This window comes from Rhodococcus sp. DT1, assembly GCF_049844875.1.
In the GTDB taxonomy this organism is placed as follows: Bacteria; Actinomycetota; Actinomycetes; order Mycobacteriales; family Mycobacteriaceae; genus Rhodococcus.
In genome coordinates this window covers 601244-625925 of sequence record NZ_JBNCLW010000003.1, presented here as the reverse complement: position 1 = coordinate 625925, position 24682 = coordinate 601244, and the positions used below count along the sequence as shown (strand labels likewise).

Genomic DNA, 24682 nt, shown 5'->3' with positions numbered 1-24682 from the left:
CGCTCCCAGCCCGGAGTTCTCGGTCCATATTTGTACCGAGTCGGTCGAAAAGGACTGCCACAGAATAGAACGAGTTTCAATTCCGGGTCAACGCCCCGATCTCGCTGTCGACGCCCGATCTCGCTACGGACGCCGGCCCCCGAGGTCCACCGTGACGGCCTCGGCGGCTCTCAGCAATGCCGATCCGCATCGCTCGACCTCCGCGCGGTCGACCTCCCGTTCGAGATGAAGTGCCAGCACGAGCGACTGATGACCGTCCGGGTCGAAGGCGGGCGCGGCGATCAGGTTGACGGGATGTGTGCGGTCCGTGTCCAGATCGGCGGGCAGCAGCACTCGTTCGCCCGGACTCGACACCAGTTCTGCGAGCATCTCCCGCAGATCGGGGGCCAGGTCGTGTGACACCACGCCGGCCATCAGCGCGTAGAGGCGCCGGCCGCCGCGGGTGAGCGACTCGACGAGATAGCCGGTGCGGCGGCACTCCTCGATCACGCGCCGCAGGTGTGCGCGATCGACGGACACCGGCAGGGTCGGTTCGCGACGCAGCCACCGCTCGATACGTTCGTCGGTATCCCACAGCACGTACATGAGCCCGACCGGCGGCGCGAAGGGGTAGACCTCCCCCACGCGGGCGGCCGCGGCGGCGCCGGCTCCCCCGACCACGTCGAGGATCGCGATCCGGTCGCCGACCACCGCCGACGCAGTACACATCACACCGAACTCCGAGCTCAGGGCAGCCAAGTGGCGGTGTGCGACCGGTCCCGACGCGAACCCGCGCTGCGCGGCGCGGCCCGCGACGATCAGCGCCGGGCCGAGGCCGTAGGACTTGTCGGCCGGGTCACGGATGAGGTAGCCCGCGTCGGTGAGTGCGGTGAGGATGCCCAGGCAGGTGGGTTTGCTCAGCCCGAGTTCGCGCGCCAGCTCCGACAGTCCGAACCTGAGACCCGGCCGGGCGACGAGATGGTCGAGGACCTGCACGACACGCTCGGTGGGCGGCGAGCGTCGACCGGCACCCGGCAGGGGCACTCCGATCCCCGCTTCGCCGCTGTCACTGCGACGAACCATTGACCCCTCCCTGGAACACGTTCTATCGTCGGCGCACCGGAGACTACCGCAGCGGTACATATATGGACCACAGGAGATCGACGTGCTCACCGATCCACTCACCGCGGCGATAGCCGAGGCCGAAAAAATCGTCGCCACCGCCCCGCACATCCGTACCGAGGCCGACCTCACCGAGGGCTACGGCTACCTGGCCGGAGGGATCGCCGCGTGTGTCCACGCCACGTGGGCGTACAGCAGCACCCATCCCGTGTTCGTCACCGGCACCGGCCCGTACGCGAAGATGGGCCTCGACAACCCGGACACGCTGTACTGGGGTGCGGTGGTGCGCGACAACGCCGAATACGTCGTCACCGGACGTCGCGGCACCACGTGCGACCTCAGTTTCCAGGTTCTTGCCGGCAACTACACCGACGCCGCGGTACCCGGCAACGTCACCGCCTTCGACGACCGCGCCCTGCGCATCGAGGACGACGGCAGTTTCGAAGTCCGGTTCGGGCCCGGGCCACGCGATCCCGACCGCAACTACTTCACGCTCGCGCCGGGATCGTCCCAGCTCGTTGTCCGGGAGGTCTACAGCGACTGGACGCAGCGACGCGGCACCCTGCGCATCGACCGCCTCGACACCCTCGGCACGGCACCTCCCGAGCTCACCCGCCAGGACGCGGTGACACGGTACGAGCGTGCCGGTCGCGCCCTCGTCTCGCGAGTGAAGACGTGGCTGCAGTTCCCCGAGTGGTTCTACCTGAAGCTTCCGGTCAACACCGTCACCGAACCGCGGCGGACACCGGGCGGGCTCGACACCCAGTACTCGTCGGTGGGTCATTTCGACCTGGCCGACGACGAAGCAATGGTACTCACCCTGCCCGCGACCGACGCACCGTATCTGGGCTTCCAGATCGGAAGCCTCTGGTACATCTCGCTGGAGTACACCCATCACCAGACATCGCTGAACAACACTCAGGCACAGGTCGATCCGGACGGGATGGTCCGGATCGTGGTGTCGGCCCGCAATCCCGGCCTCACCAACTGGGTGGAAACCCTCGGGCGCAGCCGCGGCATCCTGCAGTTCCGCTGGCAACGGCTCGATCGCGAGCTTTCTTCTGCGGACGGACCGGTGGCACAGGTCGTCCCGTTCGACGAACTCCCCGGCGCGCTGCCGTTCCACGAGTCGAACCGCATCACCCCCGAGGACTGGGCCGCGCGCATCGGGGCACGCCAGGCTGCCGTCGCCGATCGGATGCTCGGATGAGCGCCGCCGGCTTGTTGGAGGATCGCGTCGTCGTCATCTCCGGTGTGGGGCCCGGCCTGGGCGCCACCCTCGCCCTGCGATGTGCGTCGCACGGTGCCGACGTCGTCCTTGCCGCCCGCACCCGTGAACGGCTCGAGAAGGTGGCTGCGGAAGTCGAGGCGCTGGGACGTCGCGCGCTGCCGGTACCGACCGACATCACCGACGACGATTCCGTCTCGGAACTGGTCGACGCGGCGGAGGGCGAGTTCGGTCGCGTCGATACTCTCGTCAACAACGCATTCTCCGTTCCGTCGATGAAGCCGTTGGCGAACACCGATTTCCAGCAGATCCGTGACAGCGTGGAGCTGACGGTGCTCGCTGCGCTGCGGCTGACCCGCTCGTTCACGCCCGCGCTCACCGAATCGGACGGTTCGGTCGTCAACATCAACTCGATGGTCCTGCGTCATTCCCAAGAGCGTTACGGCAGTTACAAACTCGCGAAGTCGGCGCTGCTGGCGATGTCGCAGTCCCTCGCCACCGAACTCGGTCCGCACGGCGTACGGGTCAACTCTGTTGCCCCGGGATACATTTGGGGACCAACCCTTCGAGGGTACTTCGAGCACCAGGCCGGGAAGTACGGCACCACCGTCGAGCAGATCTACGAGCACACCGCCGCGGCCTCCGACCTGCGGCGCCTGCCGACCACCGAGGAGATCGCGGACACGGTGATCTTCCTGGCGTCACCGATGGCGTCGGCGATCACCGGGCAGTGCATCGACGTCAACTGCGGCGAATACCACCACTGAACGGGATACGAGATGAGCGAACGCACCACCGTGGGCACCACCGAGGACCTGCATGCCTCGGCGACGCGCATGACGGGCCTGACGGATTTCGGCGAGGACGAGTACCTCGAGGCACTCGAGATACTGCTCGAGTCGTACGCGCGGGACGAAACACTCACCCCGCTCGGCAGCAAGATGTCGCGGGTGTTCCTTCGTGGTGCGCTGGTCGCGCGTCTGCTCTCGGAAGCCGCCTGGGCGCAGCATCCCGAGCACCGGGACGTTCCGGTCACCCGACCCATCTTCGTCACCGGTCTGCCTCGCACCGGCACCACCGCATTGCACCGCCTCCTGGCGGCCGACCCGGCGCATCAGGGCCTCGAGATGTGGCTCACCGAGATGCCCCAGCCCCGGCCGCCTCGTGAGACCTGGGAACAGAACCCGGTATTCGCGGGGATCGAGGCCGGCTTCGCCCAGCACCACGTGGAGCATCCCGAGTTCATGGGTGTGCACTACATGTCGGCCGGGGAGGTGGAGGAATGCTGGCAGCTGCTCCGTCAGTCGTTCCGGTCGATCTCGTACGAATGCCTCGCGAATCTGCCGACGTACTCGCGCTGGCTCGCCGGGCAGGACTGGACCGGCGCCTACGCCCGGCACCGCAAGAACCTCCAGCTCATCGGGCTTCCCGACGCGGACAAGCGCTGGGTCCTCAAGAATCCGAGTCACCTGTTCGCGCTCGACGAACTCCTCACCGTCTACCCGGACGCACTGATCGTGGTGACACACCGCGACCCCCGGACGGTGATTCCGTCCGTGTGCAGCCTCGCGGCGCACGCCACCGAGGGATGGTCCGAGGCCTTCACCGGTGAGACGATCGGCCGCAGTCAGCTCGACCTGTGGGCACGCGGTTTCGACGACTTCACCCGGGCACGCGCCCGTCACGATCCCGCCCGATTCGTCGATGTCGACTACCGGGATTTCGTGGCGGACCCGTTGGGCAGCGTGGGCGCCCTGTACGACCGGTTCGGCATCCCGTTCACCGCCGGCGCCGAACGCGCGATGGCATCGCTGCACGACGAGAGTCGCAACGGGGCCCGGAAACCCGCCCATCAGTACACACTCGAGGAGTTCGGGTTGTCGGTGCAGGACGTCGACGAGCGATTCCCCTCGTATGCGTACCGCTGAGCCTGTTGCACAAAGCCGACCGGCCCCCGGTGTGCCCGATCTACCTGCGCGTTCCCGCATGGGATGATGGACACATGCCCGCACCGCTCCCCCTCGACCCCATCGCCGAAGCCCACCGTCAGTGGGTGGCCCACGGCTGGGGCGAAGTCGCGGACGGCATGGCCGCGGTGACCTCGGTGATGCGTGCGCAGCAGATCATGATGGCCCGTGTCGAAGAGGTCCTCAAACCGTTCGGTCTGACCTTCGCCCGGTACGAACTGCTGACGCTGCTGCATTTCACGAAGGCCGGGGCTCTCCCCATGGCGAAGGCCAGTGCGCGTCTGCAGGTGCACCCGACGAGCGTGACCAACGCGGTCGACCGACTCGAGGCCGCGAGTCTCGTGCGACGCACCCCGCACCCGAGCGACCGGCGCGCAACGCTCATCGAACTCACCGACCACGGTCGCGCGCTCGCGATAGAGGCCACCGAAAAACTCAACACGGAAGTGTTCGCGCGTCCCGGGATCCCGTCCGAACAGATCGACACGCTGCTGAGCATCCTCGCGACGATGCGTCACGACGCAGGAGATTTCGACACCGGGGGCACGCCCTCGAAGTGGTGAGCACCGGACGGCCGTGCTACACGAGAAGACGCCGCCTCTTCCTCGGGGAAGGGGCGGCGTCGTCGTTCTCGCTGCGAACTAGGCGTGCTTGAAATCGGGCGTGCGCTTTTCCACGAAAGCCGCCATGCCTTCCTTCTGGTCGGCGGTGGCGAAGGTCGAATGGAACACGCGCCGTTCGAATCTCACGCCTTCGGCGAGGGTCGTCTCGAACGACCGGTTCACCGCCTCCTTCGCCATGATCACGGCCGGCAGCGACATCGACGCGATGGTCGTGGCAGCGTCGAGAGCGACGTCGAGCAGTTCGTCGGCAGGGACGACCCGCGAGACGAGCCCGGCGCGCTCGGCTTCCTCCGCGTCCATGTTGCGTCCGGTCAGGCACATGTCCATCGCCTTGGCCTTGCCCACCGCGCGCGTCAGACGCTGCGAGCCGCCGATGCCGGGAATGACACCGAGCTTGATCTCGGGCTGGCCGAACTTGGCGGTGTCGGAGGCAATGATGAAGTCGCACAACATCGCCAGCTCGCAACCGCCGCCGAGTGCGTAACCCGACACGGCCGCGATGATCGGGGTGCGAGCGGACGACAGCCGGTCCCACTCCGAGAAGAAGTCCTCGGCGTACACCTCGGAGAAGGTCTTGGGCGCCATCTCCTTGATGTCGGCGCCGGCCGCGAACGCCCGCTCCGACCCGGTGAGCAGAATCGCCCCGATCTCACGGTCGGCGTCGAGTTCTTCGACCGCCGCGACCACTTCGCGCATCAACTGGCTGTTGAGTGCGTTGAGCGCCTTGGGCCGGTTGAGCGTGATGACGCCGACGCGGCCTTTGCGCTCGAGCAGGATGGTCTCGAAATCGGTCACTTGCTGTCCTCTGCGTTCGAGCGGTCACGAATGTCGTTGATGATGGCGGAGAAATCGAGCCCGCCACCACCACCGGTGTTGAACCGATGATAGAGCTCGGCAGCACGGAGGCCGAGTTCGGCCTCGACCCCGTTGGAGCGCACCGCGTTCGACGCCAGACCGAGATCCTTGTCCATCAGGGCAGCGGCGAAGCCCGGCTGGTAGTCGTTGTTGGCCGGGGTCGTAGGCACCGGGCCGGGAACCGGACAGTTGCTCGTCAGTGCCCAGCACTGGCCCGAGGCGTTGGACGCCACGTCGAACAGCGCCTGATTCTCGAGTCCCAGTTTCTCGCCGAGCACGAACGCCTCACTGATCGCGATCATCGAGACGCCGAGAATCATGTTGTTGCAGATCTTTGCAGCCTGGCCGTTGCCCGAACCGCCGCAGTGCACCACCTTGCGGCCCATCACGTCGAGGAGCGGCTGCGCGGCTGCGAAGTCCTCCTCGGTTCCTCCGACCATGAAGGCCAGCGTGCCCGCGGCGGCACCGGCCACACCGCCCGACACCGGGGCGTCGATCGCACGATGACCGGCGGCCTGTGCACGACCGGCGGCGTCGCGTGCATCGGCCACGTCGATCGTGGAGCTGTCGACGAAGAGCGTGTCGGGCTTTGCGGCTCCGAGGATTTCGTCGTACAGATCGAGGACGAGCGTGCCGTTGGGCAGCATGGTGATCACGACATCGGCGGCGGGGACAGCTTCGAGTGCGGACCCGACGACGGTGATGCCGTTCTTCGCTGCTTCCTCCTGCGCGGCGGGCACCGGGTCGTACCCGGTCACCGAGTACCCCGCCTTCGCGAGGTTCGCGGCCATCGGCCCACCCATGTGGCCGAGACCGAGGAAGGCGACGTTGGGGAGTTCACTCATCGGTCGTTCTCCTTCGGAGCGGCGAGCCCGAGTTCGAGGTCGCCGAGCGGCTGGAAGTATGCGTCGACGTCGGAAGCGGTGACGTCGGCGAGGGTCGCGGGCGACCAGTGCGGAGTGCGGTCCTTGTCGACCACCTGGGCACGGATGCCTTCGACGAGGTCGTGCGACGTCAGGGACGCGGACGACACCCGGAATTCCTCGTTCAGTACCTCTTCGAGGCTGCCGAGCTGCCGTGCGTGACGAAGCGAACGCAGCGTGACCTTCAGAGCAACCGGGGATTTTCCGAGGATCTGCTCGGCGGCGGTGCGAGCCTCGGGAACATCACTGCTGCGCAGGCGTTCGACGATCTCCTCGACGGTGTCCGCGGAATATGCGGCGTCGATCCAGTCGCGTTGCGCGAGCAGCGCCGAATCCGGTGCCGGCTGGGAGTATTCGGCGAGCGCGTCGTCGACCGAACCCGTCTCGAGTGCTGCGACGAACTTGTCGAGGGCGTCGGATGGCACGTAGTGGTCCGCGAAGCCGAGCGCGATGGCGTCGCCTGCCTTCATCCGGCCCGTCGTCAGCGCGATGTGGGTGCCGATCTCGCCGGGTGTCCGAGAGAGCAGGTAGGTCCCTCCCACGTCGGGAATGAACCCGATACCGGTCTCCGGCATCGCGATCGTCGAGCGTTCGGTGACGATCCGGACGTTGCCGTGTGCGGACACCCCGACGCCGCCACCCATCACGATGCCGTCCATGATCGCCACGTACGGCTTGGCGTAACGGCCGATGGCGGCGTTGAGGATGTACTCGTCGCGCCAGAACTCCTGGGAGCCGGTGCCGCCGTCACGTGCGTCGTGATAGATCGACACGATGTCGCCGCCGGCGCACAGTCCTCGCTCCCCCGCGCCACGAAGGACAACGGCGCGGACCGAGTCGTCGGATTCCCACGCCGAGAGCGTCTCCGCCATCACATGCACCATGTCGTGGTTGAGCGCGTTGATCGCCTTGGGTCGGTTGAGGGTGATGCGTCCCAGTCCGTTCTTCGCCTCGACGAGGACCTCGGGTTCGTGCCCGGTCATTGCGCTCCGTTCTGCGCCGCGGCCACCACGCTGCGCGCGACGACCACCCGCATGATCTCGTTTGTTCCTTCGAGGATCTGATGCACGCGCAGATCGCGCACGATCTTCTCGATCCCGTACTCGGCCAGGTAACCGTATCCACCGTGGAGTTGCAGCGCATCGTTCGCGACCTCGAACCCGGCGTCGGTGGCGAAGCGCTTGGCCATGGCGCACAGTTCCACGACATCCGGGGCACCGGTGTCGAGGGCGTCGGCGGCCCGCCACAGCAGGGTTCGTGCCGCTTCGAGTTCGGTACGCATGTCCGCGAGCCGGAACTGCAGCGCCTGCGAGTCGAGCAACCGGTCACCGAACGCCTTGCGTTCGGCGAGGTAGGCGACCGTCCGGTCCAGCGCGGCCTGGCCACCGCCGACGGAACACGCGGCGATGTTGAGGCGGCCGCCGTTGAGGCCGTGCATGGCGATACGGAATCCGCCGCCCTCCGTGCCGAGGAGATTCGCGGCCGGCACGCGCACGCCGTCCAGGATGACCTGGCGGGTGGGTTGCGCGTTCCAGCCCATCTTCTTCTCGTTGGCACCGAACGACAGGCCCGGCGTGTCCTTGGGGACGATGAACGCCGAGATGCCGCGCGCACCGGTGTCGCCGGTGCGGGCCATCACCACGTACACGTCGGATGTTCCTGCGCCGGAGATGAACTGCTTGACTCCGGTGAGCACGTAGTCGTCACCGTCGCGCACCGCTTTGGTGCTGAGCGCGGCGGCGTCCGAGCCGGCGCCCGGCTCGGTGAGGCAGTAGCTCCCGAGATGTTCCATCGAGGTCAGCTTCGGCACCCAGCGGTGGCGCTGGTCGTCGTCGCCGAACTTGTCGATCATCCACGTCACCATGTTGTGGATCGAGATGTACGCGGCGATGGACGGGCACCCCGTGGCGAGTTCCTCGAAGATGCGGACGGAGTCGAGGCGGCGAAGCCCCGACCCGCCCACGTCCTCGCGGACGTAGATTCCGCCCATGCCGAGCGCTGCGGCTTTGCGGAGCACGTCGACCGGGAAATGCTTGTTCTGGTCCCATTCCACCGCGTGGGGTGCCAGATACTCGGAGGCGAAGTCGCGGGCGGTGTCGCGAATCGCCTTGTCGTCGTCGGAGAGGGTGAACATCGGCGTACCGCCTAGTTCATCGTCGGGATGACGAAGTGATCGGTGTCCGCGACGTGAGCGCCCTCGATATCGCCTTCCTTGACACCGGACGGCCAGCGCTGCGTGACGGTCTTGGTCTTGGTGTAGAAGCGGAAGGCGTCCGCACCGTGCTGGTTGAGGTCGCCGAAGCCCGACGCCTTCCAGCCGCCGAAGGTGTAGTACGCGATCGGAACCGGGATGGGAACGTTGACTCCCACCATGCCGACCTGGACGCGGGTCGTGAAGTCGCGGGCGGTGTCGCCGTCGCGGGTGAAGATCGCGACGCCGTTGCCGTACTCGTGCTCGGACGGCAGACGCAGTGCCTCCTCGTAGTCGCGTGCGCGCACGACGGTGAGCACGGGACCGAAGATCTCTTCCTTGTAGATCGACATGTCGGTGGTGACCCGGTCGAAGAGGGTCGCGCCGGAGAAGAAGCCACCCTCGTTGCCCTCGAGCACGAAACCGCGGCCGTCGACGACGAGTTCGGCGCCTTCCTCGACGCCCTGGGCGATGTAGTTGTGGACGCGGTCGCGGGCGGCGGCCGTCACGAGCGGACCGAAGTCGGCCTTCTCGTCGAAGCTCGTCCCGATACGCAGTTCGGCGATGCGCTCCTGGAGCTTGGCCACGAGCCGGTCGGCGGTCTCCTCACCGACGGGGACGGCAACCGACAGTGCCATGCAGCGCTCGCCGGCCGAGCCGAATGCGGCACCGACGAGCGCGTCCGCGACCTGGTCGAGGTCGGCGTCGGGCATGATCACCGCGTGGTTCTTCGCGCCGCCGAAGCACTGGGCGCGCTTGCCGTTCTTCGCGGCGGTCTCGTAGATGTACTGGGCGATCGGGGTCGACCCGACGAATCCGAGGGCCTTGACCCGGGGATCCTCGAGCAGTACGTCGACGGCTTCCTTGTCGCCGTTGACGACGTTGAACACGCCGGCGGGCAGTCCGGCTTCGAGGAAGAGTTCGGCCAGGCGCAGCGGCACCGAGGGATCGCGCTCGGAGGGCTTGAGGACGAAGGCGTTGCCGGACACGAGCGCCGGAGCGGCTTTCCACAGCGGAATCATGGCCGGGAAGTTGAACGGGGTGATGCCCGCGACCACACCGAGCGGCTGGCGCATCGAGTACACGTCGATGCCGGTACCGGCGGATTCGGTGAACTCACCCTTGAGCAGGTGCGGAGCGCCGAGCGCCACTTCCACGACCTCGAGGCCGCGCTGGATGTCGCCCTTCGCGTCGGGGATCGTCTTGCCGTGCTCGCTCGACAGCAGCCGGGCGAGGTCGTCCATGTTGTCCTGGGCGAGTTGCAGGAAGCGCATCAGTACGCGAGCCCGCTTCTGCGGGTTCCACGCCGCCCATTCCTTCTGTGCGATTTCGGCGTCGGCGATCACGTTCTCGACTTCGGCGCGCGTGGCGAGCGGAACACGCGCCTGGACTTCGCCGGTGTTGGGGTCGAAGACGTCGGCGAAACGGCCGGATGTGCCGGAGACGTGCTTGCCGCCGACGAAGTGGGTCAGTTCTCGAATGCTCATGCGCGAACCCGTCCTTTGCTCGATAGTGGTGGCTGCGTCGTGGCAGCCGTGAAGAACCCGAAGTCTTCGCTCATCCTATAGTTGGAAGTCCATGTATGTCCAGGGTCACACCCCGTCCGCTACGCTCCGCATCATGACCCGCACGCGGAGGAACAGCACCGATGTGCTCGGGTTCTTGCTGCTGTGGGCGCTGGTCTCGCTACTCGCGTTCTCTCCCGCCGTCCCGGGCGACACGCTCGGCTCGCTACTGGCCGGTGTTCTCGTCACCCTCGTCGTGGTCGCCGCACTCACCGTCCGGCGCACCGACGATCTGTTGTTCGGACTGTCCCGCACACCTCGCGGGCCCACCGTGGCGGAACAACGGCTGCGCGGCGCGTTCCGGCGGCAATCACGTCCCGATGCCCCTGGGCGCCCGCGTCCGCGAGCGCCCGGCCCCGGTGCAGGGGCCGCGACGTCTCGTTTCGCCTGACCGGTCCCTGCTTCCTCGCGACCACACCCCTCACGAGGAAAACCGGGAGTCCCTGTGCCCAGATCATCCCAACGCGCCTCGGCACGGCGCGACAGCCACGTTCTCTCCGTCCGCGACGCGGAACGCCGGTTCGGCGACCTGCTCGTGTTCACCGCCGTCGATGTCGACGTGGCCGCGGGGACATGCTGCGCAGTCACCGGCTCGAACGGCGCCGGGAAATCCACTCTGCTGCGGTGCCTGGTGGGCGCCGACCGTCTCGATCGAGGCACTGTCACGATCGACGGTTCCGCGGCCGACGAATCCTCACCCGCCCAGCGCGCAGCGGTCGCATCCGTCCTGGGCGACGTCGCCACGTTCGCGCATCTGACGGCCCACGAGCATCTGCAACTCGTCGCCCTCGCGCACGGAATGCCCGACCCTGCAGGTGTGGCGAGCCGAACGCTGTGCGACGTCGGCCTTGCGGACGCGTCCGATCAACTGCCGGTCACGTTGTCCAGCGGTCAGCGCCACCGGTTGGCGCTGGCATCGGCCTTCGTCCGTCCTCGGCGGTTGCTCGTGCTCGACGAACCCGAACACCATCTCGATCCCGCCGGACGGGCATGGCTCGCCGGGCGGATCGCCGACGAGAAGGCTCGCGGTTGCGCGGTCGTCCTTGCCTCGCACGATCCGGACCTGGTGGCAGCCGTCGCCGACGACACCGTGGACGCCGACTCGTGGCGCTGACCGAACGGGCTCCGGCGATTGCCGGTGCCCGTGCGCTTCGGAAGGCCAGGCGGGGGTTCGGCCGTGTTCACGCGCCCCGTACCGACCGGGCCGGCATCGTGGTGCTGTCGGCGCTGGGTGCCTATGTCGCTTCGGGGCTCGCGTGGTGGTGTGCCACTCGTCCGCCGACCTCCCTGATCGGGTCGCTCCACACCACGGCCGGTCGTAACTGGGATGCAGCGTCCTGGAACCCGGGCTGGGCCTGGGTGGTGGGCGCAGCCGTGCTCGTCGCGGGCATCGCGGTCGCACGCGCGCTCGGACCACTGACCGCGAGCGCCCAACGCGCGTTCTGGTTGTTGTCCACCCCGGTCGACCGGGCGTCGATGCTCCGTCCCGGCGTCGTGACGGTGTTCGCCGCCGGAGCGGGCGCGGGGGCAGCCGGTGGACGGCTGGCTGCGTTCGCCGGAACGGTCGAGCAGTGGCTACCCCTGACCGCCTGCGGGGCGGTGATCGGGCTCGGCATCGCCGCCCTCGCGCTCCTCGTCCAAGCGCGGGTCCTGCCGACTCGCACGCTGCCGGCGGTGCAGATCCTCACCGCCGCACTGGGAGGAGCAGTCGCGGCGGTGTGCGCGATAGGAACAGTCGTGCCGGTGCTCGTGACGTGGCTTCCGGTGATGGTCGCCGCGCTGCCCGCCCTGGCGATGTGTTGCGCCGCCCTTCTCCGCTGCGGCCGCATCACGGCTGCGGAGTTGAACGAACGCGCCGCGATCGCCGTGGCAGCCCGGACCTCCCTGGTCGGCCTGGACCCGACGCTCGTCGTCGGCGTCCACGACGCAGCCGCCTGGAAACGTGTCGCCGCCCGGCGCTCACGGGCGTTGCCGCCCGGCCGGACTCGCGCACTCGTCCGCGCCGACCTGCTCCGGAACCTGCGCCGTCCGTCACCGTTCGCGGCGACCGCCGTCGCCGTCTGCGCTGCCTGGGCGCTGGGCACGACGACACAGCCGGTCGTGGCGGGCTGGGTGCAACTGTCGGCCGTGTACGCCGCGACTCTGGTGTTCAGCACCGGATTACGCGACCTGGCGAGCAAGCCGGACCTGCGAGCGATGCTCGGCGCTGCCGATCGTGCCCTGTACCGGCCGCTGATGGTGGTTCCGGCGTGCGCCGCCGCTGCGGTGACGGCGGTGACGGCGCCGGCGACGGGGTGGTCGCCGTCCGTGTCCGCGATCGTCGCTGCGGGAGCCTGCGTCGCGGTCTACCGGCTGCGGACCCGCCCCGCCACCGCATACGACGGACTCGTGCTGGAGACCGCCGTCGGCCAGGTACCCGTCGACCTGATCCGGCAGTGGATGCGTGGGCCGGACGGTCTTGTCGCTGCGGGACTTCTTCTGGCACTGATTCTTTGAGTACGCGCCGACGATCCCGGTACCGTCTTCAGCGCAATCTGCGGTACAGGTCCTCGAGGTCGGTCATCGCACGGATGACGACGGCTTCGTCGGTGCCCCCCGCCCGCAACGCGCGGCGCAGCAGCATCGGGTCGAGGTCTTCGATCGCGGGCCGGAACCGTTCCGTGGGCAGATCGGGGAGTTCGGTGTCTTCGCCGTAGAAGTCAGCGGTGTCGGTGGCGATGGCGGCGTCGACGCCTCCGATCAGCGTCGTCAGATCCACTCCGCGCAGGGTGAGTACGTCCAGCGGCTTCTCGTCGACGTGTTCGGCAAGCAGGTACGCGACCGCCGCGGCGTGCTTACAGGGCCAGCCGTCGTCGGGGCAGGTGCAATCGAAGTCCAACTCCCCCGCGCGCCGCGGAAGCAGGAGGGAACCCAGCTCTTCGGGGAGCACTCCTCCGGCCAGTCGCGCCAGCATGCCCGGGGAAGCCCGGACCTCCCGGATCAGTTCGTCGATCGCGTCGTCGTCGAGCCGGCGCACGGTCACCGTCGAGGTGAACGGGCGCAACTGACTGCCCTGGACCTCGCCTACCGCCGCACCGGGCTCGATGCGCATCGAGACCACCTGACCGGAACGCGCGTACGCGCGACCCCGCGTCAGCCGGGCCTTGTCGGCCACCTGTTCCATGGTCGAGATCAGTTCCTTCGACCACCAGCTACGGCCGATCGCACCGCGTTTGGTGCGGGTCTCGACCCTGTTGCCGAGCGCCATCAGTCACCCACCGCTTCATCGCCGAGGGACAGCAGGGACTGCAACTGGTCGGTGGACAGCTCGGTGATCCAGTTCTCTCCCACCCCGATCGCGAGATCGGCCAGTTCCTGCTTCCCGGTGAGCATTTCGTCGATTCGTTCCTCCACGGTGCCGACGCACACGAGTTTGCGCACCTGCACGTTCCGCTGCTGGCCGATGCGAAATGCGCGGTCGGTGGCCTGGTTCTCCACCGCCGGGTTCCACCACCGGTCCAGATGCACGACGTGATTGGCGGCCGTCAGGTTCAGCCCGGTGCCGCCCGCCTTGAGGGAGAGCAACATGATCGGCGGACCGTCGTCCCCTTGGAACCGGGCGACCATGTCGTCGCGCTTCGACTTGGTCACGCCCCCGTGCAGGAACGGCACCGTCGTCGCGAACCGTTCGGCGAGGTACGGTGCCACGAGTTCACCGAACTCGCGGAACTGCGTGAACAGCAGGACTTTCTCGCCTTCGGCCAGCACCGATTCCACGATGTCCTCGACCAGTCCGAGTTTGCCGGAGCGGTGCCGGCCGCGCCGCAGCACGGGCGACCCGTCACCGAGGTAGTGCGCCGGATGGTTGCACACCTGCTTGAGTCTGGTCAGCGCCGCGAGGACGGCGCCCTTGCGCGCCATGCCTTCCTTGTCGCGAATCTTGCGCATCATGTCGTCGACCACCGCGCGGTAGAGAGCAGCCTGCTCGGCCGTGAGATTGGCCCGGACCGTTTGCTCGAACTTCTCGGGAAGATCGGAGATCACGTCGGGGTCCGTCTTGACGCGCCGCAACACGAACGGCGCAGACAGCGCGCGTAGTCGCGCGGCCGCCACCGGGTCGTGGTCGCGTTCGATGGGTACCGCGAATCTCGCGCGGAACGAGGCGGCGCTGCCGAGCAACCTCGGGTTCGCGAAATCGAGAATCGAGCGGAGTTCTTCGAGGCGATTCTCCACGGGGGTGCCGGTGAGAGCGATGCGATGCGCCGCCGGGATGGCGCGGGTGGCCCGGGACTGCGCGGTCGCCGTATTCTTCACGTGCTGAGCCTCGTCGAGAACGACACGGCGCCAAGGCAGTTCGGCAAGCTGCGCGACATCGCGGGCGGCGATTGCGTAGGTGGTCACGACCAATTCGGCGCCGGCCACAGCCGCCGCGAGGGCTTCTCCCCGCAGTCGCTGTGCGCCGTGGTGAACGTAGACACGCAGGTCCGGGACGAATCGCTCGGCCTCGCGCTGCCAGTTGCCCACCACCGACATCGGGCACACGAGCAGTGTCGGAGCGCCCGCGGTTCCGGCCTCGCGTTCGTGCGCGAGCAGAGCGAGCACCTGCACGGTCTTGCCGAGCCCCATGTCGTCGGCGAGGACCGCGCCGAGTCCCAGCCGGCTCATGAACGCGAGCCACTCGAGACCGCGCTGCTGGTACGGGCGCAGTTCTGCCACCAGTCCGGCCGGCGGTGCGATCTCCTCGGGCTGAGCCTGGCCGTCGAGCAACGTCTCGACCCAGCCGGACGCGGCGATGTCGGTGACCTCGACCGGTGGGGCGTCCTCCCCGGTGAACTGTGCGAACAGCGATCCCAGCGTGGCGTCGCGTTCGGAATGCGCCGTGACGTAGCGCGCGGCCTGCGCGAGTGCCTCGGCGTCGGCCCGCACCCACTTGCCACGCAGCTTGACCAGGTCGCTGTTCGCGGCGACCAGTTCCTCCATCTCGGTGCGGGTGAGCAGCATGTCGCCGACCGCGAGTTGCCACTCGTACGACACGATCGCGCTCATCCCCACGACGCTGTCGTCGGCGCTCACGGGCGCGACCGGCGAGTCGACCTGCAGCCGCAACGACGGATCGACCGTCGCCCAGGCCCGCGGCAGCAGAAGGGCGACGCCCGCCGCCTGCAACGCACGCGCGCCGTGTTCGACGAGGTCGATCACGACCGGGGTGGGCAGCAGCAGGTCGAGGGTATCGACGTCGCGCGGCACGTCCTGAAGCCTCGGGTAGGCGGTGATCGCGGCGCCGAGCTTGCGGATCGCGATCTGCAGAAGATGCGGATCGGTGCCGTCGACGGTCACCGGCACGGGCGCCTGCCCCTCCGAGCGCAGGCAGACTTCCAGCCGCCACAACGCGGCCACACCGATGTCGGTGTCGTCATCGGTGTCCTCGGGTTCGGCCAGACGCAGCACGAGGTCGGGTTCGTACCCGGCGAGGCTGGCGCGCCATTCGTCGAGCGCGTCCGCCATTCGCTGGGTGCCACGGGGGTGCGGACGGCCCTCCGCGAGCGCCGCGACCAGCGGATGCAGCGACGTCGACGAGCCGTGCAGGGCGCGGACGATCGGGTCCGTCAGCTCCTCGCACATGTTGTCGAGTAATGCCGACGGGCGACCGAGCTGACGCTGCACGGGAGGCATCGCGGCGGCGAGTTCGGCAGACCACGCGCGATTCTTCTCCCCGCCGAGCAGTTGCCATCGCGCCCACCACTGCTTTTCGGCGCGGACGAGTTCGGGGGCCACGCGACCTGCCTGCGCCCAGCGTTCGATGCCGCGAGCCACGTGCGCGAGGTACCGCAGGTCACCCGCGACGCCACTCGGGCGTCGCGGGAGATCGAGGAGGAGTGCGGCGGCGTCGGGTGGCGCCACAGCCACGGCGGGAACGACTCGCGGCGCGGCGTCACCCGGGAGCGTCAATTCCACGCGGTGCCGGAACGGCCGGTCGATCCATCGCCGCAGCGCCGACGGCAATGCCTCGTCGTCGGCGTCGACCGCGGGATCTCGCCACAGCATCAGGCCTGATCCCGGTGACCACAGCCCGTGCAACATGCCCTCCATGGTGCCAGCCGCGCCCGGGCGGCTCATGGCAGGGTTCTCGCTTTCGCACCGCAACTGCCGGTCGGGCACCGAACACGTGGAGCACACTGGTCGGTACACATCCGAACCCCCGAGGAGCCGCGATGTCCATTCTGGTGCAGGTTCTCGAACAGACGCCCAGCACTCGCACGCCGTGGGAACAGGTGAAGTACGGGTTCGTCGATTGGGATCACGTGACCACGCTTCGCCTCGACGGACGTTGCGGGGTGTGGCTGGACGGCACCAGGACCGGCGAGTCGCACCGGCTCGCGACCACGGCGTCGTCGCAGGAGGCGATCTTCTTCCTTCTCAATGTGTTCGACAAGATCGCGGAGTGCTCGGAGGCGGGCGGGTCGTGGATCGTGGGACACGACGGGGCCACCGTGGGATCGATCAGCGCCGCGCGTTTCCCCGCGTCGGGCGGCGACCGGCGCTCGATCTAGCCGGCATCCTCGAATTCCTCGGCGTCGAGGCAGACCCGCGCCAGGTCGTCGAGTGGGAGCGCGAGTGCGCGTGCCAGTGCGGCGACGGTCACGAACCCCGGCGTCGCCAGCCTGCCGGTCTCGATCTTCCGCAGCGTTTCCGGAGAGATCCCCGCGGATGCGGCGACGTCGGCGAGCGTGCGGTCGCGTCGTGCCTCACGGAGGAGCCCGCCGAGCCGTTTACCGGCGGCGAGTTGTTGCGGTGACAGCGGGAGACGCACCATGGATGCCAGCGTATCGGAGTCGCGTCGGACGACGGGTCCGGTATGAAAATACCGAGCAACGGCCCGGGTCTGGTATTTTTATACCAAGATTGACAAGCCCTTCCGGAAGGACACGTGCAGTGCTCGAACTGAAAACCCCGCGGGAGATCGACGCGATGCGCACCACCGGCGCGTTCATCGCCGGCCTCCTGGACGACCTCGCGCAGCGAGCCGCACCCGGCGTCAACCTCCTCGACCTCGAGCACCGGGCGCGTGATCTGATCGCCGAGCGCGGCGCCGTGTCGTGTTACTGGGATTACGCGCCGTCGTTCGGGAGTGGTCCGTTCCGCAACGTCATCTGCCTGTCGGTCAACGACGCGGTGCTGCACGGACTGCCGCACGACTACGTGCTGCAGGACGGGGACGTGCTCAGCATGGACATCGCCGTCTCGATCGACGGATGGGTCGCCGATTCCGCACGCACCGTCGTCGTCGGAACCGAGAGGCCCGAGGATCGCCGCCTCATCGAGTCCACCGAACGCGCACTCGCGGCGGGTATCGCCGCCGCGCAGCCGGGCAACCGGCTCGGCGACATCTCGGCCGCCATCGGCGCGGTTGCCGCCGAATACGGCTATCCCGTCAACACCCAGTTCGGTGGCCACGGCCTCGGCCGCACCATGCACGAAGACCCGCACGTCTCCAACACCGGCCGCGCCGGACGCGGCCTCGTGCTGCGCCCGGGCCTCACCCTGGCACTCGAACCGTGGTGGACACCGACCACGGACGAGATCGTCTTCGACCCGGACGGCTGGACCATCCGTTCCGCCGACGGCTCCCGCACCGCGCACAGCGAACACACCGTGGCGATCACCGACGACGGTCCACAGGTTCTCACCGCACCGGCCGACCGGTAGCCCCCTGTCGGTGCGCGCTGTCACCATGCCGTGGTGCCGGGGGGACGCGCAACGAAGTGGTGGATATGGGTCGTGGTGGCGGCTATCGGGACGTCCTGGTTCCGGAGCGTCTCCGATCCGGCCGACGACCCGGTGCCCGGTAGCCCGCCGCGAGAGCAACTGGCGGCACTGCTCGGGCAGGTGACCGTGTGGCCGGACCGGCCGCGGGAAAGCGGATACGAGCGCGGCTGCGGGCCGGGCGAAGGATGCGTGTTCGGCCCGGCGTGGTCGGACGACCACGCCGGTGAGGGCGGTCACGACGGGTGCGACACGCGGAACAACGTGCTCGCACGCGACCTCCGTGAACCGGCGTTCCGTCCGGGCACCGACGCGTGCGTCGTCGTCTCCGGAACTCTCCACGATCCGTACACCGGTGCGCGCGTGGATTTTCGCCGTTCCGAGGCGCGCGCCGTCCACGTCGACCACATCTACCCGCTGGCGGCCGCATGGGATTTCGGCGCGGCACGGTGGCCGGCCGATCTGCGGCGACAGTTCGCCAACGACATCGCGTACAACCTCGTCGCGGTGGACGGACCGGCCAACGAGGACAAGAGCGACCACACCCCCGCGCACTGGATGCCACCGGCCGCGGGATATCGGTGTTGGTTCGCAGGCCGATACCTCACTGTCGCAGTGCGATACGGACTACCGATCACATCCGGCGACCATCGCGCGTTGGCGGACGCCGCCGGGTCGTGCCCCGACCCGTGACAGCGACATGTTCCGCCGGCCGCAGCGACGACGCCGGGAGGGCACCGCTCGGGTCATACGGGGAGATTCTGCGGAATCCATTCGGGGTCACGCTTTTCCATGAAGGCGCGCATGCCTTCTCGCGGTTCGGGGGACGTCTCGAGCGACCCGAACATCGTCTGATAGTCGAACTGCCCGTACCGCTCGTTGAGCATGCGTTTGACCTGGGCGCGCGCGAGCGGCGCGGTCTGCAGCACCTCGCGTGCCGCGGTCAGCGCGGCCTCTCGCAGTTGGTCGTGCGGCACGACGCGTGAGATCACACCGAGCCGCAGTGCCTCTGCGGCGTCGAAGCGACGCGCGGACAGGAGCAGGTCCCGCGCCGCCGCGATTCCGACGTGGGCGGGCAGCGCCGCCGCGAACGTCGCGTCGGGGATGCCGCGCAGCAGTTCGGGGACGCGGAAGGTGGCCCGTTCGCTCGCCACGGCGATGTCCGACATCATCGCGACGAGCAGTCCCCCGGCCTGGCAGATGCCGTTGACCGCCGAGATCACCGGCGCGCGGCTGTCCCGGATGGTCAGGAACGGCACCACATCGTTGCCGGCGAGCCCTTCGGGCAGATCGTCGCCGGGTTCGGACCGGCCGCCGAGGTCACCGCCGGGCGCGAAGACGTCGTCGACGCCCGTGATGATCAGGGCCGCGAGGTCGGGGTCGCTGTTGACCAGCCGAACCGCCCGTTTGAGGCCGTAGTACATCGCGGGGGTGAACGCGTTCCGGGCCGCGGGACGGTCGATGATGCACCAGCCGATCGCGCCTTCCCGCTCGAATCTCAAACCACCGGCACCGAGGTCGTCTCCCATGGCCGCAGCATATACGATTCTCGCCAAAAGAGAATGGCGTGTTCATGTGGTTGTCGTAGCGGCGCCGAACACCACCACTACGGTGGAGGGATGCTCTCGCGCATCACCAAGGACACCCGCCTGTGCATCTCCCTGTCGGGCCGCCCCAGCAACATCGGAACCAGATTCCACAACTACCTGTACGACGAACTCGGACTCGATTTCGTCTACAAGGCGTTCGCGCCCACGAATATCGAGGACGCGGTCGCCGGAATCCGAGGACTCGGTATCCGCGGCGCGGGGGTATCGATGCCGTTCAAGGAAGCGGTCCTGCCGCTCGTCGACGTCCTGCACGATTCCGCACGCGCGATCGAGTCGGTCAACACGATCGTCAACGACGACGGCATCCTCCATGCCTACAACACCGACTACCAAGCGGTGACCGATCTTCTGGCGGCCCACGCCGTGGATTCCTCACTGCCGGTGACGATCACCGGCAGCGGCGGTATGGCGAAAGCGGTCACGGCGGCGCTGCGGCACAGCGGTTTCGCCGAGGGCGTCGTGGTGGCGCGCAACGAACGCACCGGCCGCCCTCTCGCCCGCAAGTACGGATACGACTGGCGTGCGGACGCCTCCGCGACACCGCCGGGCCTGCTCGTCAACGCCACGCCGGTCGGCATGGCCGGTGCGCCGGAAGCCGACCGTCTCCCCGTCCCGGAGGAGGTCGTCGCCGCTGCCACCGTCGTCTTCGACGTGGTCGCGGTGCCGCCCGAGACGCCCCTCGTCCGGTTCGCCCGCGAGCAGGGGATCCCGGTGATCACCGGCGACGAGGTGATCGCCCTCCAGGCGGCGCTGCAGTTCGCCCTCTATACGGGTGTCACACCGACACCGGATCAGGTGAGGCGCGCGTCCGAGTACTCACGGTCCTGACCACCACCGCCCACCCTCGGCGGCCGTGGCCGGGGGCGGTCGCTCAGATGGTGCCGGCTGCTTCGAGCCCGTCGAGCACGACGTTCGCCGCGTCGAAGGCCACGTTCATCTCGAGCCGGGTGAGGTCGTGGGTGTCGGGGTTCTGGAGTCCGAAGTTGTTGACCCACGCCGCTGTTCGCGCCGACTGGAACATGAAGGTGGTCGTCTCCGTCTCGCCCAGCAGATCACCGACGAACCACCCGGTGAAGAACGGACGCAGATCGGTGCCGTAGGTGACCTCGAACTCGTCGGCGATGACGGGCGCGGCATCGACAAGGGCACCACCGAAGGTGTAGAAGTCCCGGGTGTGCTCGGGCGTGGATCCGATGGTCACGAGCGCCTCGGGGAAATCGATCACCAGGTGCGCGACGACGGCGCCGACCAGGACGCGGCCCGGGCTGCGGTCACACCGCTCGGTCTCGGCGAGTGCCTCCGCCCAATGCGCCGCCGGGGTACCGCCGGTGACGTGCTCGTGCAGATTCGCCAGATACAGCCGCACCACCTCGACCGCCAGCGCATTCGCCCACGCCGGGTCGTCGTAGATGCCGGAGTCCAGAGTCGGCTCCGTGAGCGCGAGAATCTCGTCGAATGCGAGGACGAAGGTGCCGCGGTAGTCGTCGCTACGAGTGAGCACCTCCCGCAACGCGGCGATACGGGACCTGGCGTCGTCGAAGGTCTCGATCCCCGCGGGGTCCGTGAGCGCAGCGATGTCGGCGGTGGGGACCGTGGACACACAGGCCGACGGCGCGGGTGCCGCGGGCGCTGCCGACACGGCCGGCGCTCCGGCGACCGCAGCCGCGACGGCTGCCGCACTCAGGGACAAGGCAACACTTCTCCGTACGAAATGCGTCATTGTTCCGAATTTACACAGAAGTTGGAACAATGGAACGTGCGTGCGGATCCGTCGTGCCGCCCCCTACGCCCGGGATCTAGCCGGTCGCCACGGGCCGCCGAGGATCGGCCGCCCACTGCGACCACGAACCCGGATACAGGGCCGCGTCGATCCCGACGATCGCCAGTGCCGCGATCTCGTGGGCCGCGTTGATGCCCGAACCGCAGTAGACGGCGACGTCGCCGCCGGTGACACCGAGCCTTTCGAAACGCGCCGCGAGCTGATCCGGCGGGCGGAACGACCCGTCGTCGCGAAGATTCTCCGTGGTGGGCGCACTGACCGCGCCCGGAACGTGTCCCGCCCGGCGATCGACGGGTTCTTCGTCGCCACGGAACCGGGCCGCCGACCGCGCGTCGAGCAGAACTCCGTGCGAAGGGAAACGCGCGACTTCGTCCGGGCCGACAGTCGGCAGGTGCCCCGGACTCAACGACACCGTCCCCGGATGAGGGCGTTCCCCGGGACCCGCGGCCACCTCGTGGCCGCCCGCGGTCCACGCCGACAACCCACCGTCGAGCAGACGGACGTCCGTGAGCCCCGCCCAGCGAAGCAACCACCACGCGCGAGCGGCCGCGAGTCCTCCGGACGCGTCGTAGGCGACCACCGGATCACCGTCGGAGATGCCCCAGCGTCGTGCCGCGTCCTGCAAGCGACCGATATCGGGGAGCGGATGGCGGCCGCGTTCCAGGGAGGGCGGATCCGCCAGCTCCGAATCGAGGTCGACGTAGACCGCTCCGGGGATGTGCCCCCGGTGGTACCGGTCGATGCCGTGGGAGTCCCCGAGTGCCCACCTCACATCGAGCAGCACCGGAGGCTTCCCGATGTCGATCAGGTGCGCCAGGTCGGACGCCGAGATGAGCACGTTGGTGTCGGGCATGTCTCGATCCTGGCACGGAACACGAGCGCTCCGCATCACCCACGCGCGATCCGGCAGAATGCCGCTCCGTGACCGAATCCCCGCCGAACGCCGCAGCGACGCCGACCGGCGGCACGTCACCGATATCGCGGCCCGTCACAGCGGGAATCGTGACCGCACTCGTCGGTTTCACCAGTTCGTTCGCCGTCGTGCTCACCGGCCTGCGCGCGGTCGGCGCCTCCCCTGCAGAGGCCGCCTCGGGCCTGGCCGCACTGTGCCTGACCCAGGGTGCCGGCATCCTCTGGCTGTCGCGCCGGTATCGCACTCCGATCACGCTGGCGTGGTCGACGCCCGGCGCGGCACTGCTCGCGGGTACCGGTGTCGTGGTGGGAGGCTGGCCCGCGGCGGTGGGCGCGTTCGTCGTCGTCGGCGTGGCGGTCGTGCTGACCGGACTCTGGCCGACGCTCGGACGACTGATCTCGTCCATTCCCACGTCCCTCGCGCAGGCGATGCTCGCGGGCATCCTCGTCCCGCTGTGCCTGGCGCCGGTCACCGCACTGGCCGACTCCCCCGCGGTCATCGCACCGGTAGCGCTGGTCTGGCTGATCCTGCAACGCGTGCGGCCCCGATGGGCGGTGCCGGGCGCGTTCGCAGCGGCGACGGTGGTGATCGTCGTGCACCTCGTCCGTACCGGGACCGCCGTCGCGCCCACCGACCTCGCTCCCCGTCTCGACTTCACGGCACCGGCCTGGACGTGGCAGGCACTGCTGGGAATCGCGCTGCCGCTCTACATCGTGACGATGGCCTCGCAGAACATTCCCGGCACCGCGGTGCTGAACTCGTTCGGGTACCGGACGCCGTGGCGCGCGGTGATGACGGTGACCGGCCTCGGCACGGTGATCGGTGCTCCCGCGGGTGGCCACGCCGTCAACCTGGCAGCCATCAGTGCCGCACTCGCCGCCGCACCCGACGCGGACCCCGACCCGCAGCGCCGCTGGGTGGCCGCGTGGTCCGCGGGCTGGTCGTACCTGGTGCTCGCGCTGTGCTCGGCCGGCCTTGCCGCGCTGGTGGCGCTCGCACCCGCGGGAGTCGTCGAAACCGTGGCGGGGCTGGCGCTGCTGGCCACCCTCGGCGGCGCACTGTCCGCCGCCCTCCGCGACCTGCACGATCGCGAGGCCGCGGTCGTCACATTCCTGGTCGCGGCATCCGGATTGTCGATATTCGGCGTCGGTTCTGCATTCTGGGCGCTGTTGATCGGACTTGCCGTCCGGGGAGCACTATCGTCGAGGAGTGAGCAACAGTCAGCCGACGAGACCCGCCGCACAACCTGATCCGGAGCACTTCCCGGTGCTCTGGCCCATGCAGACACGGTGGGCCGACAACGACCACTACGGCCACGTCAACAACGTCACCTACTACTCGTACTTCGACTCCGCGGTGAACGGCTGGCTCATGGCCACGACCGGAGTCGACATCCGGGAACTCGACGCGATCGGTGTGGTTGCGGAGACCTCGTGCCGCTACCTCGCCGAGCTGTCGTTCCCCGACCGGCTCCAGGTCGGTCTCGCGGTGGAGCGCCTCGGTACGCAGTCGGTCACCTATTCGCTCGCCATCTTCCGCGAGTCGGAAGGCTCGTTGCAGCCCGCCGCGACCGGCCGTTTCGTGCACGTGTACATCGACATGCAGACGCGGCGGCCGGTGCCGATTCCCGAACAGATCCGCAAAGCGGTCATGCAACTGGTCACCTCGACCGCCACGTAGGGTCACCGGCGCGCAGCGCACCGCCGACGCTATCGGGCTCCGGCCGCACGCCGAAGGAGCGGCTCGGTGCGCTGCGGGACGAGTTCGCGCATCACGAGCGACATGTCGGTGCGCTCGACGCCCGGAATCCCGAGAATCCGCTCCGCCAGCCGATAGAGATCGTCGGCATCGCGCGCCACGATCTTCACCGACAGGTCGATCGGACCGGTCACCCCGTACACCTCGGTGACCTCGGGGATCTGTGCCAACTCCTCGACGACCGCGTCGAGCCGGTGCTGATCGACCTGGGTGGCGACATAGGCCGCGAGCGGGTACCCGAGCGCGACGGGGTCGACGCGGCGATCGAACGAGGCGAGGACCCCTTCCGACTCCCACCGGCTCAGCCGCGCCTGAACCGTGTTGCGCGAGAGTCCGAGTCGCTGCGACAACTCCACCCCGGTTGCTCTCGGCGTACGAGCGAGTTCGAGCAGCAAACGTGCGTCCGTCCCGTCCAGACTGGTCAT

Annotated in this window: 26 protein-coding genes; 13 read left to right on the top strand and 13 right to left on the bottom strand. The window is 68.5% G+C overall.

Annotated elements, in window-relative coordinates; all coding sequences use genetic code 11:
- Positions 1-123: 123 nt before the first annotated feature.
- Positions 124-1062: a helix-turn-helix domain-containing protein gene (locus tag ACLQ3J_RS10490; RefSeq protein ID WP_425903125.1), complete on the bottom strand. Its 939-nt coding sequence runs from the start codon at positions 1060-1062 to the stop codon at positions 124-126.
- Between the two features lie 82 nt (positions 1063-1144).
- Here ACLQ3J_RS10490 and ACLQ3J_RS10485 point away from each other — a divergent pair, with 82 nt between their 5' ends.
- From ACLQ3J_RS10485 to ACLQ3J_RS10470, 4 genes are all read left to right on the top strand, one after another.
- Positions 1145-2311 carry a hypothetical protein gene (locus ACLQ3J_RS10485; RefSeq protein WP_422424567.1) on the top strand — a complete coding sequence of 389 codons (1167 nt, stop codon included), beginning with the start codon at positions 1145-1147 and terminating at the stop codon, positions 2309-2311.
- On the top strand, positions 2308-3096 hold the full coding sequence (locus ACLQ3J_RS10480; protein WP_422424569.1) for an SDR family oxidoreductase: 789 nt from the start codon (positions 2308-2310) through the stop codon (positions 3094-3096). The genes ACLQ3J_RS10485 and ACLQ3J_RS10480 overlap by 4 nt, the downstream gene beginning before the upstream one ends.
- Before the next feature lie 12 nt (positions 3097-3108).
- Positions 3109-4257: a sulfotransferase family protein gene (locus ACLQ3J_RS10475; protein ID WP_296551475.1), complete on the top strand. Its 1149-nt coding sequence runs from the start codon at positions 3109-3111 to the stop codon at positions 4255-4257.
- Positions 4258-4331: 74 nt separating this feature from the next.
- Positions 4332-4859 carry a MarR family winged helix-turn-helix transcriptional regulator gene (locus tag ACLQ3J_RS10470; protein ID WP_169622481.1) on the top strand — a complete coding sequence of 176 codons (528 nt, stop codon included), beginning with the start codon at positions 4332-4334 and terminating at the stop codon, positions 4857-4859.
- 78 nt (positions 4860-4937) lie between these two features.
- Here ACLQ3J_RS10470 and ACLQ3J_RS10465 read toward each other — a convergent pair whose 3' ends face one another.
- From ACLQ3J_RS10465 to ACLQ3J_RS10445, 5 genes are read right to left on the bottom strand one after another with little or no spacing between them, the layout of a single operon-like run.
- Positions 4938-5714 (bottom strand): enoyl-CoA hydratase, encoded by a 777-nt coding sequence (locus tag ACLQ3J_RS10465; protein WP_296551477.1) that lies wholly within the window; start codon positions 5712-5714, stop codon positions 4938-4940.
- Positions 5711-6619 carry a 3-hydroxyisobutyrate dehydrogenase gene (gene mmsB / locus ACLQ3J_RS10460; RefSeq protein ID WP_169622479.1) on the bottom strand — a complete coding sequence of 303 codons (909 nt, stop codon included), beginning with the start codon at positions 6617-6619 and terminating at the stop codon, positions 5711-5713. Before mmsB ends, ACLQ3J_RS10465 begins: the two co-directional genes overlap by 4 nt.
- On the bottom strand, positions 6616-7680 hold the full coding sequence (locus ACLQ3J_RS10455) for an enoyl-CoA hydratase/isomerase family protein (protein ID WP_425903122.1): 1065 nt from the start codon (positions 7678-7680) through the stop codon (positions 6616-6618). Before ACLQ3J_RS10455 ends, mmsB begins: the two co-directional genes overlap by 4 nt.
- Positions 7677-8831: an isobutyryl-CoA dehydrogenase gene (locus ACLQ3J_RS10450; RefSeq protein ID WP_169622477.1), complete on the bottom strand. Its 1155-nt coding sequence runs from the start codon at positions 8829-8831 to the stop codon at positions 7677-7679. Before ACLQ3J_RS10450 ends, ACLQ3J_RS10455 begins: the two co-directional genes overlap by 4 nt.
- Before the next feature lie 11 nt (positions 8832-8842).
- A complete protein-coding gene (locus ACLQ3J_RS10445; protein WP_169622476.1) occupies positions 8843-10375 on the bottom strand; it encodes a CoA-acylating methylmalonate-semialdehyde dehydrogenase in 1533 nt (510 codons plus the stop codon).
- A 133-nt stretch (positions 10376-10508) separates the two neighbouring features.
- On the opposite strand from ACLQ3J_RS10445, the gene ACLQ3J_RS10440 reads away from it, so the two are divergent.
- From ACLQ3J_RS10440 to ACLQ3J_RS10430, 3 genes are read left to right on the top strand one after another with little or no spacing between them, the layout of a single operon-like run.
- Positions 10509-10844 (top strand): DUF6412 domain-containing protein, encoded by a 336-nt coding sequence (locus ACLQ3J_RS10440; protein WP_169652698.1) that lies wholly within the window; start codon positions 10509-10511, stop codon positions 10842-10844.
- A 54-nt stretch (positions 10845-10898) separates the two neighbouring features.
- On the top strand, positions 10899-11567 hold the full coding sequence (locus tag ACLQ3J_RS10435) for an ABC transporter ATP-binding protein (RefSeq protein ID WP_296551484.1): 669 nt from the start codon (positions 10899-10901) through the stop codon (positions 11565-11567).
- Positions 11558-12949 (top strand): DUF6297 family protein, encoded by a 1392-nt coding sequence (locus ACLQ3J_RS10430; RefSeq protein WP_425903121.1) that lies wholly within the window; start codon positions 11558-11560, stop codon positions 12947-12949. The genes ACLQ3J_RS10435 and ACLQ3J_RS10430 overlap by 10 nt, the downstream gene beginning before the upstream one ends.
- Before the next feature lie 28 nt (positions 12950-12977).
- Here the strand turns inward: ACLQ3J_RS10430 and ACLQ3J_RS10425 are convergent, their stop codons facing one another.
- Together ACLQ3J_RS10425 and ACLQ3J_RS10420 are read right to left on the bottom strand one after the other, a co-directional pair.
- Complete coding sequence (locus ACLQ3J_RS10425) at positions 12978-13700, bottom strand: SWIM zinc finger family protein (protein ID WP_169652771.1); 723 nt, start codon at positions 13698-13700, stop codon at positions 12978-12980.
- Positions 13700-16513, bottom strand: a complete 2814-nt coding sequence (locus ACLQ3J_RS10420) for a DEAD/DEAH box helicase (RefSeq protein ID WP_296551574.1) — start codon at positions 16511-16513, stop codon at positions 13700-13702. Before ACLQ3J_RS10420 ends, ACLQ3J_RS10425 begins: the two co-directional genes overlap by 1 nt.
- Before the next feature lie 131 nt (positions 16514-16644).
- Between ACLQ3J_RS10420 and ACLQ3J_RS10415 the strand changes: the two genes are divergently transcribed.
- Positions 16645-16983, top strand: a complete 339-nt coding sequence (locus ACLQ3J_RS10415) for a hypothetical protein (protein WP_169622472.1) — start codon at positions 16645-16647, stop codon at positions 16981-16983.
- Here ACLQ3J_RS10415 and ACLQ3J_RS10410 read toward each other — a convergent pair.
- A complete protein-coding gene (locus ACLQ3J_RS10410) occupies positions 16980-17246 on the bottom strand; it encodes a helix-turn-helix domain-containing protein (protein ID WP_169622471.1) in 267 nt (88 codons plus the stop codon). The two genes, ACLQ3J_RS10415 and ACLQ3J_RS10410, sit on opposite strands and share 4 nt — an antisense overlap.
- Positions 17247-17365: 119 nt before the next feature.
- On the opposite strand from ACLQ3J_RS10410, the gene map reads away from it, so the two are divergent.
- Positions 17366-18139, top strand: a complete 774-nt coding sequence (gene map / locus ACLQ3J_RS10405) for a type I methionyl aminopeptidase (protein WP_296551492.1) — start codon at positions 17366-17368, stop codon at positions 18137-18139.
- A gap of 72 nt (positions 18140-18211) precedes the next feature.
- Entirely contained in the window at positions 18212-18889 is a 678-nt protein-coding gene (locus ACLQ3J_RS10400) for a GmrSD restriction endonuclease domain-containing protein (RefSeq protein WP_169652796.1), read from the top strand.
- Positions 18890-18942: 53 nt separating this feature from the next.
- Here the strand turns inward: ACLQ3J_RS10400 and ACLQ3J_RS10395 are convergent, their stop codons facing one another.
- Entirely contained in the window at positions 18943-19725 is a 783-nt protein-coding gene (locus ACLQ3J_RS10395) for an enoyl-CoA hydratase/isomerase family protein (RefSeq protein WP_169622469.1), read from the bottom strand.
- Between the two features lie 90 nt (positions 19726-19815).
- Between ACLQ3J_RS10395 and ACLQ3J_RS10390 the strand changes: the two genes are divergently transcribed.
- On the top strand, positions 19816-20634 hold the full coding sequence (locus ACLQ3J_RS10390) for a shikimate 5-dehydrogenase (RefSeq protein ID WP_169622468.1): 819 nt from the start codon (positions 19816-19818) through the stop codon (positions 20632-20634).
- Positions 20635-20677: 43 nt separating this feature from the next.
- Here the strand turns inward: ACLQ3J_RS10390 and ACLQ3J_RS10385 are convergent, their stop codons facing one another.
- Positions 20678-21526, bottom strand: coding sequence for a DUF5995 family protein (locus ACLQ3J_RS10385; protein WP_425903119.1), 849 nt, complete (start codon positions 21524-21526; stop codon positions 20678-20680).
- Between the two features lie 76 nt (positions 21527-21602).
- Positions 21603-22439 carry a sulfurtransferase gene (locus ACLQ3J_RS10380; protein WP_296551497.1) on the bottom strand — a complete coding sequence of 279 codons (837 nt, stop codon included), beginning with the start codon at positions 22437-22439 and terminating at the stop codon, positions 21603-21605.
- A gap of 122 nt (positions 22440-22561) precedes the next feature.
- Between ACLQ3J_RS10380 and ACLQ3J_RS10375 the strand changes: the two genes are divergently transcribed.
- Positions 22562-23749, top strand: a complete 1188-nt coding sequence (locus tag ACLQ3J_RS10375) for a benzoate/H(+) symporter BenE family transporter (RefSeq protein WP_169622523.1) — start codon at positions 22562-22564, stop codon at positions 23747-23749.
- Positions 23709-24179, top strand: coding sequence for an acyl-CoA thioesterase (locus ACLQ3J_RS10370; RefSeq protein ID WP_296551499.1), 471 nt, complete (start codon positions 23709-23711; stop codon positions 24177-24179). The genes ACLQ3J_RS10375 and ACLQ3J_RS10370 overlap by 41 nt, the downstream gene beginning before the upstream one ends.
- A gap of 29 nt (positions 24180-24208) precedes the next feature.
- On the opposite strand, the gene ACLQ3J_RS10365 is transcribed toward ACLQ3J_RS10370, so the two are convergent.
- Positions 24209-24682: an Lrp/AsnC family transcriptional regulator gene (locus ACLQ3J_RS10365; RefSeq protein ID WP_169622465.1), complete on the bottom strand. Its 474-nt coding sequence runs from the start codon at positions 24680-24682 to the stop codon at positions 24209-24211.